The sequence below is a fragment of the Pseudomonas benzenivorans genome (genome assembly GCF_033547155.1).
GTDB lineage: Bacteria > Pseudomonadota > Gammaproteobacteria > Pseudomonadales > Pseudomonadaceae > Aquipseudomonas > Aquipseudomonas benzenivorans_B.
This window is the reverse complement of record NZ_CP137892.1, coordinates 49,896-64,621: the sequence shown is the minus strand read 5'-3', so window position 1 is coordinate 64,621 and position 14,726 is coordinate 49,896. Positions and strand designations below refer to the sequence as shown.

Genomic DNA, 14,726 nt, shown 5'->3' with positions numbered 1-14,726 from the left:
TATCCCAGAGACTCACGTCATCATGTCCGCTGCTGCATCCTTTCGCGTCGAAAAAGACCTGCTCGGTACCCTCGAAGTCCCCGCCGATGCCTACTACGGCATCCAGACCCTGCGCGCCGTCAACAACTTCCGCCTGTCCGGCGTGCCCCTGGCGCACTACCCCAAGCTGGTGGTCGGTCTGGCCATGGTCAAGCAGGCCTCGGCCGACGCCAACCGCGAACTGGGCCACCTCTCGGCGGCCAAGCACACGGCGATCAGCACCGCCTGCGCGCGCATCATCCAGGGCGAGTTCCACGAGCAGTTCGTGGTCGACATGATCCAGGGCGGCGCCGGTACCTCGACCAACATGAACGCCAACGAGGTCATCGCCAACATCGCGCTGGAGGCCATGGGCCATGAGAAGGGCGAGTACCAGCACCTGCACCCGAACAACGACGTGAACATGGCGCAGTCGACCAACGACGCCTACCCGACCGCCATCCGCCTCGGCCTGCTGCTGGGCCACGACAGCCTGCTCGGCGCGCTGGACAAGCTGATCCAGTCCCTGGCCAGCAAGGGCCTGAAGTTCGACCACGTGCTGAAGATGGGCCGCACCCAGCTGCAGGACGCCGTGCCCATGACCCTGGGCCAGGAGTTCCGCGCCTTCGCCACCACCCTGGGCGAGGACCTGCAGCACCTCAAGCTGCTCGCCCCGACCCTGCTCACCGAGGTCAACCTGGGCGGCACCGCCATCGGCACCGGGATCAACGCCGACCCGAAGTACCAGGCCCTGGCGGTCAAGCGCCTGGCCATCATCAGCGGCCACCCGCTGACCCCGGCCGCCGACCTGATCGAGGCCACCTCGGATATGGGCGCCTTCGTGCTGTTCTCCGGCATGCTCAAGCGCACCGCGGTCAAGCTGTCGAAGATCTGCAACGACCTGCGCCTGCTGTCCAGCGGCCCGCGCACCGGCATCAACGAGATCAACCTGCCGCCGCGCCAGCCGGGCAGCTCGATCATGCCCGGCAAGGTCAACCCGGTGATCCCCGAGGCGGTCAACCAGGTGGCCTTCGAGGTGATCGGCAACGACCTGGCGCTGACCATGGCGGCCGAGGGCGGCCAGCTGCAGCTCAACGTCATGGAGCCCTTGATCGCCTACAAGATCTTCGACTCGATCCGCCTGCTGACCCGCGCCATGGACATGCTGCGCGAGCTGTGCATCGACGGCATCACCGCCAACGAGGCGCACTGCCGGGCTCTGATGGAGAACTCCATCGGCCTGATCACCGCGCTCAACCCCTACATCGGCTACGAGAACGCCACGCGCATCGCCAAGCTGGCCCTGGACAGCGGCCGCGGCGTGCTGGAGCTGGTGCGCGAGGAGAAGCTGCTGGACGAGGCCGAACTGGCCGAGATCCTCCGCCCGGAGAACATGATCGCCCCGCGCCTGGTGCCGCTGCAGGCCTGAGCCACTGCCCCCGAGCAACACCCGCACAAGGCCGTGCGGGGCGGCTGCGCCTAACCGGCGCGGTCGCACAGCCGGATGGAGCCGGCGGCCAACACGTCGCTATCACGCGGCGCGGGCTTACCAAAAAATAATCACACAGGGTGACTCCATGAAATCGATCGACTCGCGTCGTCTCTCTCCGCCGGCTGTCAGGCAATCCCTGCCAGCCTAGGCCACCCGCCAGCGAAGCCGGTGCCGCCCTACCCGGGCGGCGTCGCATTGGCCTATCCCGATATCCCTCGAACCATAACAACAGTGGGAGAGACATCATGCTGGACCTGCTCAACGACCTGCTCCTGACCCAGTTGCCACTCATCACGCTGATCGGCCTGGGTGCGCTCTTCTGGCTGCCGGTAGCCGCCCTGGTACTGCGGCTCCGGCGACGCGCTGCTGACCCGGCGCCACGCGCGGCCTACCAGCCGCCCGCCAACGCCCTGCAGCACCGCTGAACCGCCGCCGCCCGGAATTGCCCCGGGCGGGTCTCGTTGCGTCCCAGGCTCCGCGCGGCCCGATGCCGGCGCGAGAGACTGGGCCATTCAGGAGTGATCGACCATGCGCCGCCATGCCCCGCTTTGTCTGCTGCTCGGCCTGCTGCTGAGCACCCTCGCCCACGCCGAACTGCCGCGCGACTACCGGGTGGTGCTGCTGACCGAAAACTTCCCGCCGTTCAACATGGCGGCGAACGACAAGAACTTCGCCCGCGACGCGAACATCCGGGGCATCAGCGCCGACATCGTGCGCGAGATGTTCAGGCGCGCCGACATCCGCTACAGCCTGACCCTGCGCTTCCCCTGGGACCGCATCTACAAGCAGGCGATGACCACGCCCAACCACGGCCTGTTCTCCACCTCGCTGAGCGAGGCACGCAAGCCGCTGTTCAGGTGGGTCGGGCCGATCGCGCAGTACCAGAGCGTGCTGGTCGGCCTCGAACACGGCGGCCCACGGCCGGCGACCCTGGAGCAGGCCAAGGCCTATCGCATCGGCGCCTACCAGAGCGCCGCGGTCAGCCAGTACCTGGAGCGTCTGGGCTTTGCCCCGCTGAACGCCCTGCGCGACCAGGAAAATATCCGCAAGCTGCAGCGCGGCCAGATCGACCTCTGGGCCACCTCCGACCCGGTCTGGCGTCACTACGCCAAGCAGCAGGGCGCCAGCGGCCTGCGCACCGCCCTGAGCTTCGAGACCTCGCAGCTGTACCTGGCGCTGAACAAGAACACCCCGGACGAGGTGGTCGAGCGCCTGCAGGCGGCGCTGGAGCAGATGCGCGCCGAAGGCTACGGCAGCTGCGCGAAGAATCCCGAGCTGTGCTGAGCCCTCACCGGGCTCCGGCTGAAGGCTGACGGCGTACCACAGGTGGCCTTAGAATTGACGGCCAGCACCGGCACGCACACTGGAGTCCGCCATGTACATCGGCAAGGTCGCCGCACTGACCGGCTGCACCCCCAAGGCCATCCGCCTGTATGAGCAGCTCGGCCTGCTCTCCGCCCCTGCCCGCCAGGGCAAATACCGGGTCTATACCGAGCACCACCTGACCATTGTCCGGCTGATCCGCGCGGCGCAGGCCTCGGGTTTCAAGCTGGCGGAAATGGCGCCGCTGATCGAGGAAAAGAATCGCCGGCAATGGTTTCCACTGGACATCGCCCATCAGGGCATCGCCGCCAAGCGCGCGCAGATTCAAGCCGAGATCGCCGCCCTCCGAACACTGGACGCCCGCCTGGTGATGCTGCAGGCCGAGATCGACCAGCTGTTTGCCGAGCCGGCCGACGCGGACTTCACCCTCTAGACCGCCCCCCGGGCTTGCAGGTAGCCGAAGGCCTCGCGCAGCGCCTGTTCCGCTGTTCTGGGGCGATAGCCCAGCTCCGCCTCGGCCTTGGCAATGCGGTATTCCTGGCGCACGCCGTAGAACAGCCGCACCTGGCTGACCAACAGCTCGGCCGGCTGGCCGGTCAGCTGCGCCCATCGCTCCTGCAGCCAGGCCAGTCCTAGCAACAGCCAGCGTGGCGCCCGCGCCGGCAGGCGATAGCCGGGCATGACACTATTGGCCGCGTCGATCAGCGCCGCCAGCGGAGACGAATGCCGGTTGGCGAGGATATAGCGCTCGCCGGAACGCCCTTTGACCGCGGCCTGGATCATGCCCTCGGCAACATCGCGCACATCGACGAAGTTGAAATGAAAATTTGGGTCCAGCGGCACCCGACGCTGCTGCACCGCGTCGAGGAAGTTCATGGTGTCGGTCAACCGGCCCGCATTCGGGCCGATCATCGCCGACGGCAACACGCTCACCATCCACAGGCCATGCGCCCGCGCCACTTCCCAGGCGACCTGTTCGGAAAGGATCTTGGACAGGTAATAGGCGTTGTCCGTCTCGTCGCTCCAATGCGTTTCGTCCAGCGGCTGGCCGGTATGCCCCACCGCAGCCACCGAGCTGACATAGACGATGCGCTTGACCCCCGCCTCGGCGGCAGCCTCCAGCAGCAGACGGGTGCCCCGGACGTTCGGTTCGATAATCTCCGTCTGCGGGTCGCGGGCCCAGTGGCGGAACACGGCCGCCACCTGATAGAGCACGTCCACGCCCTCCAGCGCCTTGCGCAGGGCGGCCTTGTCCTGCAGCTCGGCGTAGACCCGATCGCAGTCCAGCCCGACGAAGGGTGCAGGGTTGTCGATGTCTCGCACCCCGGCCCGCACGCGTTCGCCGCGCGTCAGCAGCGCCCTGACCAGCGTGTTGCCGAGATGCCCGTTGGCGCCCGTGACCAGATTCAGTTGGCCCATTGTCTCTCCCTGCCCTGCAGACCTGTGGTGGATGGCGGTGACCACGCTACAGTCTGCCCCTAGGGGCAGAGTCAAGCCTCACGGGCACAGGGGCAGGCCGCGCAACTGAGGCGGTGATTTTTTCGGCAAGTGATGCTAACCCCCGCCCCATCTTCGACCTAGCATGAGCCCATTAGCTCAGGAGCCGCTCATGTATACGCCCACCGCCTTCGACCAGAACGACCTCGCCACCCTGCACCGACAGATCGCCGAGGCGCGCCTGGCCACGGTCGTCAGCCAGGGCCCGGACGGCCTGCAGGCCAGCCACCTGCCGCTGCTGCTGGTAGCCGAGGAAGGCGAGTTCGGCACCCTCTACGGCCATTTCGCCCGGGCCAATCCGCAGTGGCGGGCGCTGGCCGCCGCCGGCGAAACCCTGGTGATCTGCAACGGCCCGGACGCCTACGTCAGCCCGTCCTGGTACCCGGCCAAGGCCGAGCACGGCAAGGTGGTGCCGACCTGGAACTACATCGCCGTGCACGCCTACGGCCAGGCCGAGGTGTTCGACGACGCCGAGCGCCTGCTGGACCTGGTCGGCCGCCTCAGCGAGCGCCACGAAGCCGGCCGCGCCCAGCCCTGGTCGGTCGGCGAGGCGCCGCGCGACTATATCGACGCGATGCTGCGCGCCATCGTCGGTTTCGCCCTGCCGATCCGCCGCCTGGAAGGCAAATGGAAGCTCGGCCAGAACCGCAGTGCCGCCGACCAAGCGGGCGCGCGCGCGGGCCTCAGCGCCAGCCCGGACGCCCGTGACCGCGAACTGGCCGCGCGCATGTCTGCCCCCGCATAACCCAAGCCAAGGAGGACCCATGACCGAAGCCCCCCGACTCGACTGGCAGCCCGTGCCAGCCCCTGCCCGCGCCCCGCTCGCTGGCCAGTACGTGCGCCTCGAGCCCCTCGATCCGGCCGCCCATGGCGACGACCTGTGGCTGGCCCTGCAGGGTCCGGACGCCGATCCCGCGCTGTGGGACTACCTGCCCTACGGCCCCTTTGCCGAACGCGCGGGCTTCGACGCCTGGCTGACCGGCAACGCGAGCAGCGCCGACCCGCAGTTCTTCGCCGTGATCGAACTGGCCAGCCGGCGCTGCACCGGCCTGCTGAGTTTCCTGCGAATCACGCCCAGGGACGGCTGCATCGAAATCGGCCATATCGCCTTCGGCGCCGCCATGCAGCGCAGCCCGGCCTCCACCGAGGCGGTCTACCTGCTGGCCGAGCAGGCCATGGGCAGGCTCGGCTACCGCCGCCTGGAGTGGAAGTGCAACGCCCTCAACGCCCGTTCCATGCGCGCCGCCGAGCGCCTGGGCTTCGTCTACGAAGGCACCTTTCGCCAGCACATGATGGTCAAGGGCTGCAACCGCGACAGCGCCTGGTTCTCGATCATCGACCGCGAATGGCCACGCTGCCGCGCCGCCTTCCAGCGCTGGCTGGCACCGGCCAACTTCGACGAGCAGGGGCGGCAACGGCAGCGCCTGGAAGCGCTGCGCGGCGACATTGGCCGGGGCTGAGTGGCCTAGTCGATCTCGAACAGGCCATCGCGGATATCCGCCGCCGCCAGGCGCTGCAGGATATCGGCGTCGATCCGCGGATCGTCCGGACTGTAGAGCATCACCTGGCGATAGGCGTTGACCCGGTTGATCTCAGTGCCGAGGAACTCCCAGACCACCCGGGTGCAAGCCGGGGTGCGCCGGTCGCCGCTAGAGACCCCGGTCTTCAGGCCGTTGAGGCGGGTGATGCGGCTCTTGAAACTGGGAATCAGGATGGTCTGGCTCATCTCATTGCCGGTCAGCGACTCGTAGTCGATCAGGAACAAGCGGTCCTGCAGGTAGAAGGCCGCGCCCAGGTAGCGACAGCGCACCGAGTCGTCGGCCACCGGGCCCGGGCCGTGAGGGCGGCCCTGGCGCTCCTGGCGCTCGAACAGGTAGCTGCCGCGTTCCTCGCGCAGCTGCACCAGAGACACTAGGATCTGCCCCGGCACCGACATGCAATTGGCGTACTCCAGGTAATAGCCGCAGTAGCGCGCCAGGCTGCTGGCGTGCTCGCGCAGCGGCTGCAGCAGCTCGAGCAGCGGGTCGCCGGCCGCCGCGCGCTCCTGCGCGCTGCTGCGGGCGCCGATCAGGCCGGCGAACTGCTCCGCCGGCAGGCCCAGCTCGTAGTCCTCGACGCCGAAGAAGTCGCAGATGCGCTTGAGGTTGTAGGGCGTCGGCCGGCTCTGGCCGCTCAGGTACTTGTTGAACTGGGCGCGGTTGATCGCCAGCTGCCGACACACCTCGGCGATGGAACGGTAGTGGCTGCACAGCAGCTTGAGGTTGGGGCCCAGGTGGTCGGTCATGGCGCCTGCCAAGGTGATGCGATGGACGCGATTCTAGCATCGACTCGCATCACTTCGCCGCAGTCCGCGAAATTGCCCGACGGGCGCCTTTACCCAACCATGCCCGGGTCATCCGCCTGCGCGGTCACCCGCATAACTACAAGAGAGACATCCCCCATGCTCGACCTTCTGAACGACCTGCTCTGGAGCAAGCTGCTGATCGTCATGCTGATCGGCCTTGGCCTGTACTTCACGGTGCTCTCGCGCTTCGTACAGTTCCGCTACTTCGGCCGCATGTTCCGCATCCTCACCGAAGCCTTTCAGCGCCAGCCGGGCCAGCTCAGCTCGTTCCAGGCGCTGATGCTTTCGGTCGCAGGCCGCGTCGGTGCCGGCAATATCGCCGGGGTCTCCGTCGCCATCATGCTCGGCGGCCCGGGCGCGATCTTCTGGATGTGGATAGTCGCCCTGGTCGGCATGGCCACCAGCTACTTCGAGTGCGCCCTGGCCCAGTTGTACAAGCGCCGCGAGACCGACGGCAGCTACCGTGGCGGCCCGGCCTTCTATATCCAGCACGGTCTCGGCCAGCGCTGGCTGGGCACCGTCGTTTCGATCCTGCTGCTGGTGACCTTCGGCTTCGGCTTCAACGCCGTGCAGTCCTTCACCGTGGCCAGCTCGCTGCATGACACCTTCGGCGTGCCGACCCATATCAGCGGCCTGGTCCTGACTGCCGTCATCGGCCTGATCATCTTCGGTGGCATCAAGCGCATCGCCAAGATCGCCGACGTGCTGGTGCCGGTGATGGCCTTCGCCTACCTCGCCCTGGCGCTGTTCGTCATCGGCAGCAACGTCGGTCAGGTCCCGGAAACCCTGGCACTGATCGTCAAGAGCGCCTTCGGTCTGGAGCCGGCCTTCGCCGGCGGCATCGGCGCGGCCATCATCATGGGTGTCAAGCGCGGCCTGTTCTCCAACGAGGCCGGCCTGGGCAGCGCGCCCAACGTCGCCGCCGTGGCCGAGGTCAAGCACCCGGTGGCCCAGGGCATCGTGCAGTCGCTCAGCGTGTTCATCGACACCATCATCCTGTGCAGCTGCACCGCCCTGATCATCCTGCTCTCCGGCGTCTACCAGCCGGGCATGGAAGTGGCCGGCGTGGTCCTGACCCAGACCGCCGCGGCCAGCGTGGTGGGCGAGTGGGGCCGGGTGTTCGTCAGTGTCGCCCTGCTGCTGTTCGTCTTCACCACCCTGATCTACAACTACTACCTCGGTGAGAACGCCCTGGGATTCTTCAGCAGCAAGCGTGGACCAGTGATGGTCTACCGCGCCCTGGTGGTGGCCCTGGTACTCTGGGGCTCGGTGCAGGACCTGGGCACCGTGTTCGCCTTCGCCGACGTCACCATGGGTCTGCTGGCGGTGGCCAACCTGGTGGCCCTGGCGCTGCTGTTCAAGGTCGGCCTGCGCCTGATGCGCGACTACGACAGCCAGGTCAAGGCCGGCGTCGAGTCGCCGGTGTTCGACCCCAAGCGGTTCGCCGACCTGGATCTGGACCCGGCAGCCTGGCCCGCCAACCCGCCGAGCACCGCCCCGGCGGCGGATGCCGAGATCGCCCACGCCGCGCACCAGCGCTGATCGGTCAGCGCAGTGATACAACAGGGGCCGAAATGGCCCCTGTTGCTTATTGAGGAGACGCCCATGGCTTCGACAAAAATTCTGGTGCTCTACACCGGCGGCACCATCGGCATGCAACAGACCGCCAGCGGTCTGGCGCCGGCTTCCGGCTTCGAGGCCCGACTGCGCTCGCAACAGTCCCTGGAGACCGGCCGCCAGCTGCCGAACTGGGTATTCCGCGAACTGCTGCCGCCACTCGACAGCGCCAACATGAACCAGGCCAACTGGCTGACGATGGCCGCGGCGATCCGCGCCGGCGTCGAGCAGGACGGCTGCGACGCGGTGCTGGTGCTGCACGGCACCGACACCCTGGCCTACAGCGCCGCGGCGCTGAGCTTTCTGCTGCTGGGCCTGCCGGTGCCCGTGGTGCTGACCGGCTCCATGCGCCCGGCCGGCGCCCCGGACAGCGACGCCTGGGGCAACCTGTTCGGCGCCATGCAGGCGCTGCACCAGGGCGTCGCCGCCGGCGTGCACCTGTATTTCAACGGCCGGCTGATGCAGGGCAACCGGGTCAGCAAGCTCGGCAGCGCGGTGTTCGACGCCTTCAGCGAACTGCCGCGCCGGCGCAGCGCCGCCCGGGCCGGGGCGATTCCCGCCGAGCTCGATTACCGCCAGCCGCGCCAGCCGGTGAGCCTGGCGGTGCTGCCCCTCTATCCCGGCATCCAGGCCGCCCAGGTCGAGGCCCTGCTGGCCAGCGGCGTGCGCGGGCTGCTGCTGGAATGCTACGGCAGCGGCACCGGGCCGTCGGACGATGCCGCGCTGCTCGCCGCCCTGCAGAGCGCCCACGACCGTGGCGTGGTGCTGGCCGCGATCAGCCAGTGCCCCCATGGCCATGTCGAGTTCGCCACCTATGCCGCGGGCAGCCGCCTGGCCAGCACCGGCCTGGTCTCGGCCGGCGGCATGACCCGCGAGGCGGCCCTGGGCAAGCTGTTCGCCCTGCTCGGCGCCGGCCTCTCCCAGGCCGAGGTCGAATCCTGGTTCGCCCTCGACCTGTGCGGCGAGAACGCCGACTGAGGCCGGCACGGCCCCGGGTCGGCTCGCCGCCGGCTGCGGGGCTGCGCCCGACTCCCGGGCTTGCACGGCGTCCGCAAGAGTCTCAGGATGAGAAATTGCAGCTACAGGAGGTTGTCCGATGGCCGTTCGCATTCCCGTTGAGATCCGCCCGGTCGGCGCCGCCGACCAGGCCGCCTGGCTGCCGCTCTGGCAGGGCTACCAGCGCTTCTACATGACCGAGATTCCCACCGCCGCCAGCGAGCAGGCCTGGCAGCGCTTCCTCGACCCCGCCGAACCCATGCATGCCGCCCTCGCCTGGCACGAGGACAAGGCCATCGGCCTGGTGCACTGGGTCTACCACCGCTCCAGCTGGACGGTCGGCGACTACTGCTACCTGCAGGACCTGTTCATCGCCAAGGACGTGCGCAGCAGCGGCATCGGCCGCCAGCTGATCGAGCATGTCTACGACCAGGCCCGCCAGCGCGAATGCGCCCGGGTGTACTGGCTGACCCATGAGAGCAACAGCCGCGCCATGCTGCTGTACGAGCGCATCGCCGAGCGCTCCGGCTTCGTCCAGTACCGCAAGCTGCTGGGCTGAGCGAGGCCGCCATGGCGAGTGCCCCGCTACTGCACTGGCAACCGGCCAAGGCCCCCAGCCGCCACGCCTTGAGCGGCAAGCGGGTGCGCCTGGAGCCCCTCGACCCGGGCCGCCACGGCGACCACCTGTGGCAGGCCCTGCACGGCCCCGAGGCCGACCCGCGGCTGTGGGACTACATGGCGTTCGGCCCTTTCGCCAGCCGCCCGGCCTTCGATGCCTGGCTGCAGGGCAACCAGGCCAGCGAAGACCCGCTGTACTTCACGGTAATCGACCTGGCCAGCGGCCGCGCCCAAGGCCTGCTCAGCTTCCTCAACATAGTCCCGACGCACGGCCGCATCGAGGTCGGCAATATCTGCTTCGGCCGCACCCTGCAACGCAGCGCGCAGGCCACCGAGACCCTCCACCTGTTCGCCGGCTACGCCTTCGAGCTGGGCTACCGGCGCCTGGAATGGAAATGCGATGCGCAGAACATCCGCTCCCGGCAGGCCGCCGAGCGCTTCGGCTTCGCCTACGAGGGCCTGTTCCGCCAGCACATGGTGATCAAGCAGCGCAATCGCGACACCGCCTGGTACGCCCTGCTCGACGGCGACTGGCCGGCCATCGGCCTGGCCTGCCAGCGCTGGCTGGCCCCGGACAACTTCGACGCCGAAGGCCGGCAGCGGCGCCGGCTGGCGGAGCTGCGTCGGCGCGATCCGGCCGAATAACGTCCCTAGAACACCGACCAGCCGATGCGCTGGCTGAGCAGCTCCAACGCGGCCATGCCGGCCAGGGAGTTGCCGGCGGCGTTCAGCTCCGGCGACCAGACGCAGACGCTGAAACGCCCCGGCACCACCGCGACTATGCCGCCGCCCACCCCGCTCTTGCCCGGCAGGCCGACCCGATAGGCGAAGTTACCGGCCTCGTCGTACAGGCCGCTGGTGGCCATGATGGCGTTGACCTGCTTGGTCTGCCGCGGTGTGAGAATCTGCTCGCCGCTGTGCTTGCAGAAACCGTCGTTGGCCAGGAAACAGAAGGCCCGGGCCAGATCGGCGCAGCTCATGCGCAGCGCGCAGTGGCTGAAATAGCTGCGCAGCACCGCCTCGACCTCGTTATGGAAGTTGCCGAAGGCCTGCATCAGGTAGGCCATGGCGGCGTTGCGTGCGCGGTGCTGGTATTCCGAATCGGCCACCCGGTTGTCGATCACCAGCTCCGGGTTGCCGGACAGGCGCCTGACGAAGTCGCGCATCGACAGCGCCGGCGCGGCGAAGCGCGACTGGTTGATGTCGCAGATCACCAGGGCGCCGGCGTTGATGAAGGGGTTGCGCGGTCGCCCGCGTTCGAACTCCAGCTGCACCAGCGAGTTGAACGGCTGCCCGGAGGGTTCGTGGCCCAGGCGTTGCCAGATCGCCTCGCCGGAATGGTCGATGGCCTGAACCAGGCTGAACACCTTGGAGATGCTCTGGATCGAGAAGGCCGTGCGCGCATCGCCGGCGCAGAACAGCTCGCCGTCGTTGCTGTACACCGCAATGCCCAGCTGACGAGGCTCGACGCTGGCCAGCGCGGGGATATAGCCGGCCACCTGGCCCTGGCCGATCAACGGGCGGACTTCATCGAGGATATCGTTCAACAGCGCTTGCATGTTCGGCCTCGCAGCGGGGCCCGGGCGGCGCCCGGGCTACCGCTGCTAGACGAACGGCGACGGCGCCGAATCACACCGCGCTCAGAACTTGGCGGGGCGCAATACCTCGACCTCGGCCAGGTAGCAGATCATCGCGTAGTCGGCGTAGTAGCGCTGCTGCAGGTGCCCGGCCAGCTGCTCGGCCCGCTCGCGGGCGCAGATGATCTCTACGCGGATATTGCCTTCGGTGTCCCAGCCGGCGCTGCGCACGCCGTGGGCGCCGCGACCACGGGCATCGGTGACGGTCCAGCCGGGGGCGCCCAGGTGCTCCAGGTCGGCCACCAGCTTCTTCTCCAGGGCCGCCTCGCAGATCACGGTGAGCAGGGTACGGGTCGATGCATTCATGTCAGAGCCCCCAGGCGATGAGTTTTTCGGCCAGCGCGTGATAGAGCGGAATGCCGATCAGGATATTGAAGGGGAAGGTGATCCCCAAGGACGCGGTCAAGGATAACGACGGATTGGCCTGGGGCAACGCCAGACGCAGGGCCGCCGGCACGGCGATATAGGAGGCCGACGCGGCCAGGGTGGCGAGCATGGCGGTGCCGCCCACCGACAGGTCCATGAAACAACCCAGCAAGGCACCGATCAGCGCGCCGAGCAGCGGCATCAACAGGGCGAAGGTCGCCAGGCGCAGGCCGAACTGCTTGAGCGAACCCAGCTGGCCGGAGGCGATCAGGCCCATCTCCAGCAGGAAGAACGCCAGCACCGGCTTGAACATGCTGGTGTACAGCGGCTCCAGTGGCTTGATCGCTTCCTTGCCGGCCACCGCGCCGATGATCAGGCCGCCGAGCAGCAGCATGATGCTCTTGCCGAGGAAGATCTCCCGGCCCAGCTCGCCCCAGTGGGTGTCACGGCTGATGCCCTTGGCCAGGATGATGCCGACCAGAATCGCCGGAACCTCGAGGATGGCCACGAACAGCGGCATGTAGCTCTCGAAGGCGATCTCCCGCGAGACCATGTAGGCGACCACCACGGCGAAGGTACCGGCACTGACCGAGCCGTAGTGGGCCGCCACCGCCGCCGCGTTGATGCGGTCGAAGCGCAGGCCGCGCAGCATCACGAAGGCCAGCAGCGGCAGGCCGATGCCCAGCAGCAGCACCAGCGCCGACTGGCCGAGCAGTTGCGCGCTGGCCTGCTCGGCCAGCTCCACCCCGCCGTGCAGGCCGATGGCCAGCAGCAGCACGATCGACAGGGTTTCATACAGCGCCGGCGGCAGCTTCAGCTCGCTCTTCAGCAGGCCGGCGGCCAGACCGAAGACGAAGAACAACACTACGGGATCGATACCCATCTCACGCTCCTGAATCGGCCGATACCCATCGACCGGGCAAAAAAAGGGAGCCTTGCGGCTCCCAGAGGACTCACTCGTTACAAGACGTTGGAAAGCCTAGATGACGATACATGTCGCGGCCTTCACTCGATCTCGATCAATACTTCGCCCGGGTTGACCCGGTCGCCCTTGGCCACATGCACGGCCTTGACGGTGCCGGCGATTGGCGCCTGCACCTCGGTTTCCATCTTCATCGCCTCGGTGATCAACACCGCCTGGCCGGCCTTGACCGCATCGCCCTCCTTGACCAGGACCTCGACGATGTTGCCCGGCATGCTGGTGCTGACGTCACCCGGCGCGCTGGTCTGCTTGCGCTTGCCACCCGCGCCTGCGACGAACTCGTTGAGCGGCTCGAACACCACCTCCTCCGGCACCCCGTCGATGGACAGGTAGAAGTGACGCTTGCCCTCGCCCTTGACGCCGACACCGGTGATGTCGACCCGGTAGCTCTCGCCGTGCACGTCGACCACGAACTCGGTGGGCACGCCCTCACCGCCCGCCCGGGCCACGCCGCCGGCCTCGGGGATCGGCAGCAGCACCTCGGGGGTCAGGCTGCCGGCCTCGCGCTCCTCGAGGAACTTGCGGCCGATGTCGGGGAACATGGCGTAGGTCAGCACGTCCTCCTCGCTCTTGGCCAGGGCGCCGATTTCGCCGCGCAGCTTGGCCATCTCCGGCTTGAGCAGGTCGGCCGGGCGCACGTCGATCACCTCTTCGCTGCCGATCGCCTGCTTGCGCAGCTGCTCGTTGATCTTGCCCGGCGCCAGGCCGTAGCGGCCCTGCAGGTAGAGCTTGACCTCGTTGGTGATGGTCTTGTAGCGCTCGCCGGCCAGTACGTTGAACACCGCCTGGGTGCCGACGATCTGCGAGGTCGGGGTGACCAGCGGCGGGAAGCCGAGGTCCTCGCGCACCCGCGGGATCTCCGCGAACACCTCGTCGATGCGGTCCAGGGCGCCCTGCTCCTTGAGCTGGTTGGCCAGGTTGGACATCATCCCGCCCGGCACCTGGTTGACCTGCACCCGGGTATCGACCCCGGTGAATTCGCTCTCGAACTGGTGGTACTTCTTGCGCACCCCGTAGAAGTACAGGCCGATCTCCTGCAGCAGCTCCAGGTCCAGGCCGGTGTCGTACTCGCTGCCCTTGAGCGCGGCGACCATCGACTCGGTGCCCGGGTGGCTGGTGCCCCAGGCCATGCTGGAGATGGCCGTGTCGATATGGTCGGCGCCGGCCTCGATCGCCTTGAGCTGGCACATGGCGCCCAGGCCCGCGGTGTCGTGGCTGTGGATAAACACCGGCAGGTCGACCTCGGCCTTGAGCGCCTTGACCAGGTCGAAGGCCGCATAGGGGGTCATCAGACCGGCCATGTCCTTGATCGCCACCGAGTCGATGCCCATGGCCTGCATGGCCTGGGCCTGTTTGACGTAGGCCTCGACCGTGTGCACCGGGCTGACGGTGTAGGCCAGAGTGCCCTGGGCATGCTTGCCGGCGGCCTTCACCGCCTCGATCGACACGCGCAGGTTACGCACGTCGTTCATCGCGTCGAAGATGCGGAACACGTCGATGCCGTTGACCGCCGCCTTGGCCACGAAGGCCTTGACCACGTCGTCGCTGTAGTGGCGGTAGCCGAGCAGGTTCTGTCCGCGCAGGAGCATCTGCAGGCGGGTGTTGGGCAGCGCCGCCTTGAGCTGGCGCAGGCGCTCCCAGGGGTCTTCCTTGAGGAAGCGGATGCAGGCGTCGAAGGTCGCGCCGCCCCAGACTTCCAGGGACCAGTAGCCGACCCTGTCGAGCTTGTCGCAGATCGGCAGCATGTCTTCGGTGCGCATGCGCGTGGCCAGCAGCGACTGGTGGGCGTCGCGCAGGATGGTATCGGTGACGGTGATCTTCTTGCTCATGTTCTGA

General features: G+C 67.9%; 16 protein-coding genes. 10 read left to right on the top strand and 6 right to left on the bottom strand.

Annotation, left to right across the window (positions count from 1 at the left end; translation table 11 throughout):
• The first annotated feature begins 22 nt into the window (after positions 1 to 22).
• From SBP02_RS00310 to SBP02_RS00295, 4 genes are all read left to right on the top strand, one after another.
• A complete protein-coding gene (locus tag SBP02_RS00310; protein ID WP_318644406.1) occupies positions 23 to 1,447 on the top strand; it encodes an aspartate ammonia-lyase in 1,425 nt (474 codons plus the stop codon).
• 308 nt (positions 1,448 to 1,755) lie between these two features.
• Entirely contained in the window at positions 1,756 to 1,935 is a 180-nt protein-coding gene (locus tag SBP02_RS00305) for a hypothetical protein (RefSeq protein ID WP_318644405.1), read from the top strand.
• A gap of 103 nt (positions 1,936 to 2,038) precedes the next feature.
• Positions 2,039 to 2,794, top strand: coding sequence for a substrate-binding periplasmic protein (locus tag SBP02_RS00300; RefSeq protein WP_318644403.1), 756 nt, complete (start codon positions 2,039 to 2,041; stop codon positions 2,792 to 2,794).
• A gap of 91 nt (positions 2,795 to 2,885) precedes the next feature.
• A complete protein-coding gene (locus SBP02_RS00295) occupies positions 2,886 to 3,266 on the top strand; it encodes a MerR family transcriptional regulator (RefSeq protein WP_318644402.1) in 381 nt (126 codons plus the stop codon).
• Here the strand turns inward: SBP02_RS00295 and SBP02_RS00290 are convergent.
• Positions 3,263 to 4,252: an NAD-dependent epimerase/dehydratase family protein gene (locus tag SBP02_RS00290; protein WP_318644401.1), complete on the bottom strand. Its 990-nt coding sequence runs from the start codon at positions 4,250 to 4,252 to the stop codon at positions 3,263 to 3,265. The two genes, SBP02_RS00295 and SBP02_RS00290, sit on opposite strands and share 4 nt — an antisense overlap.
• Before the next feature lie 190 nt (positions 4,253 to 4,442).
• On the opposite strand from SBP02_RS00290, the gene SBP02_RS00285 reads away from it, so the two are divergent.
• Together SBP02_RS00285 and SBP02_RS00280 are read left to right on the top strand one after the other, a co-directional pair.
• On the top strand, positions 4,443 to 5,075 hold the full coding sequence (locus SBP02_RS00285; protein ID WP_318644400.1) for an FMN-binding negative transcriptional regulator: 633 nt from the start codon (positions 4,443 to 4,445) through the stop codon (positions 5,073 to 5,075).
• A 19-nt stretch (positions 5,076 to 5,094) separates the two neighbouring features.
• Positions 5,095 to 5,790: a GNAT family N-acetyltransferase gene (locus tag SBP02_RS00280; protein ID WP_318644399.1), complete on the top strand. Its 696-nt coding sequence runs from the start codon at positions 5,095 to 5,097 to the stop codon at positions 5,788 to 5,790.
• Between the two features lie 5 nt (positions 5,791 to 5,795).
• Here the strand turns inward: SBP02_RS00280 and SBP02_RS00275 are convergent, their stop codons facing one another.
• Positions 5,796 to 6,614 (bottom strand): helix-turn-helix domain-containing protein, encoded by an 819-nt coding sequence (locus SBP02_RS00275; RefSeq protein ID WP_318644398.1) that lies wholly within the window; start codon positions 6,612 to 6,614, stop codon positions 5,796 to 5,798.
• Between the two features lie 156 nt (positions 6,615 to 6,770).
• Between SBP02_RS00275 and SBP02_RS00270 the strand changes: the two genes are divergently transcribed.
• The 4 genes from SBP02_RS00270 (at position 6,771) to SBP02_RS00255 (ending at position 10,550) form a co-directional block, all read left to right on the top strand.
• Entirely contained in the window at positions 6,771 to 8,216 is a 1,446-nt protein-coding gene (locus SBP02_RS00270) for an alanine/glycine:cation symporter family protein (protein ID WP_318644397.1), read from the top strand.
• A gap of 63 nt (positions 8,217 to 8,279) precedes the next feature.
• Positions 8,280 to 9,269, top strand: a complete 990-nt coding sequence (locus tag SBP02_RS00265; protein WP_318644395.1) for an asparaginase — start codon at positions 8,280 to 8,282, stop codon at positions 9,267 to 9,269.
• Between the two features lie 118 nt (positions 9,270 to 9,387).
• A complete protein-coding gene (locus SBP02_RS00260) occupies positions 9,388 to 9,846 on the top strand; it encodes a GNAT family N-acetyltransferase (protein ID WP_318644394.1) in 459 nt (152 codons plus the stop codon).
• 11 nt (positions 9,847 to 9,857) lie between these two features.
• Entirely contained in the window at positions 9,858 to 10,550 is a 693-nt protein-coding gene (locus SBP02_RS00255; RefSeq protein ID WP_318644393.1) for a GNAT family N-acetyltransferase, read from the top strand.
• A 5-nt stretch (positions 10,551 to 10,555) separates the two neighbouring features.
• Here SBP02_RS00255 and glsB read toward each other — a convergent pair whose 3' ends face one another.
• The 4 genes from glsB to oadA all read right to left on the bottom strand — a co-directional run bounded on the left by glsB (position 10,556) and on the right by oadA (position 14,719).
• The gene (gene glsB / locus SBP02_RS00250; RefSeq protein WP_318644392.1) at positions 10,556 to 11,464 is read right to left on the bottom strand and encodes a glutaminase B; all 909 of its coding nucleotides are present in this window, start codon (positions 11,462 to 11,464) and stop codon (positions 10,556 to 10,558) included.
• Positions 11,465 to 11,545: 81 nt separating this feature from the next.
• Positions 11,546 to 11,848 carry a DUF3240 family protein gene (locus SBP02_RS00245; protein WP_318644390.1) on the bottom strand — a complete coding sequence of 101 codons (303 nt, stop codon included), beginning with the start codon at positions 11,846 to 11,848 and terminating at the stop codon, positions 11,546 to 11,548.
• A 1-nt stretch (position 11,849) separates the two neighbouring features.
• Positions 11,850 to 12,791, bottom strand: coding sequence for a sodium-dependent bicarbonate transport family permease (locus SBP02_RS00240; RefSeq protein ID WP_318644389.1), 942 nt, complete (start codon positions 12,789 to 12,791; stop codon positions 11,850 to 11,852).
• Positions 12,792 to 12,913: 122 nt separating this feature from the next.
• Positions 12,914 to 14,719, bottom strand: a complete 1,806-nt coding sequence (gene oadA / locus SBP02_RS00235; RefSeq protein WP_318644387.1) for a sodium-extruding oxaloacetate decarboxylase subunit alpha — start codon at positions 14,717 to 14,719, stop codon at positions 12,914 to 12,916.
• Between the last annotated feature and the right edge of the window lie 7 nt (positions 14,720 to 14,726).

What these genes read in the sequence shown, in the direction of transcription:
- oadA (WP_318644387.1), bottom strand. Translation starts at nt 14,719, where the DNA reads ATGAGCAAGAAGATCACCGTCACCGATACCATCCTGCGCGACGCCCAC.
- SBP02_RS00260 (WP_318644394.1), top strand. Translation starts at nt 9,388, where the DNA reads ATGGCCGTTCGCATTCCCGTTGAGATCCGCCCGGTCGGCGCCGCCGAC.
- SBP02_RS00305 (WP_318644405.1), top strand. Translation starts at nt 1,756, where the DNA reads ATGCTGGACCTGCTCAACGACCTGCTCCTGACCCAGTTGCCACTCATC.
- SBP02_RS00270 (WP_318644397.1), top strand. Translation starts at nt 6,771, where the DNA reads ATGCTCGACCTTCTGAACGACCTGCTCTGGAGCAAGCTGCTGATCGTC.
- SBP02_RS00245 (WP_318644390.1), bottom strand. Translation starts at nt 11,848, where the DNA reads ATGAATGCATCGACCCGTACCCTGCTCACCGTGATCTGCGAGGCGGCC.
- SBP02_RS00280 (WP_318644399.1), top strand. Translation starts at nt 5,095, where the DNA reads ATGACCGAAGCCCCCCGACTCGACTGGCAGCCCGTGCCAGCCCCTGCC.
- SBP02_RS00265 (WP_318644395.1), top strand. Translation starts at nt 8,280, where the DNA reads ATGGCTTCGACAAAAATTCTGGTGCTCTACACCGGCGGCACCATCGGC.
- SBP02_RS00300 (WP_318644403.1), top strand. Translation starts at nt 2,039, where the DNA reads ATGCGCCGCCATGCCCCGCTTTGTCTGCTGCTCGGCCTGCTGCTGAGC.
- SBP02_RS00310 (WP_318644406.1), top strand. Translation starts at nt 23, where the DNA reads ATGTCCGCTGCTGCATCCTTTCGCGTCGAAAAAGACCTGCTCGGTACC.
- SBP02_RS00290 (WP_318644401.1), bottom strand. Translation starts at nt 4,252, where the DNA reads ATGGGCCAACTGAATCTGGTCACGGGCGCCAACGGGCATCTCGGCAAC.
- SBP02_RS00285 (WP_318644400.1), top strand. Translation starts at nt 4,443, where the DNA reads ATGTATACGCCCACCGCCTTCGACCAGAACGACCTCGCCACCCTGCAC.
- SBP02_RS00275 (WP_318644398.1), bottom strand. Translation starts at nt 6,614, where the DNA reads ATGACCGACCACCTGGGCCCCAACCTCAAGCTGCTGTGCAGCCACTAC.
- glsB (WP_318644392.1), bottom strand. Translation starts at nt 11,464, where the DNA reads ATGCAAGCGCTGTTGAACGATATCCTCGATGAAGTCCGCCCGTTGATC.
- SBP02_RS00295 (WP_318644402.1), top strand. Translation starts at nt 2,886, where the DNA reads ATGTACATCGGCAAGGTCGCCGCACTGACCGGCTGCACCCCCAAGGCC.
- SBP02_RS00255 (WP_318644393.1), top strand. Translation starts at nt 9,858, where the DNA reads ATGGCGAGTGCCCCGCTACTGCACTGGCAACCGGCCAAGGCCCCCAGC.
- SBP02_RS00240 (WP_318644389.1), bottom strand. Translation starts at nt 12,791, where the DNA reads ATGGGTATCGATCCCGTAGTGTTGTTCTTCGTCTTCGGTCTGGCCGCC.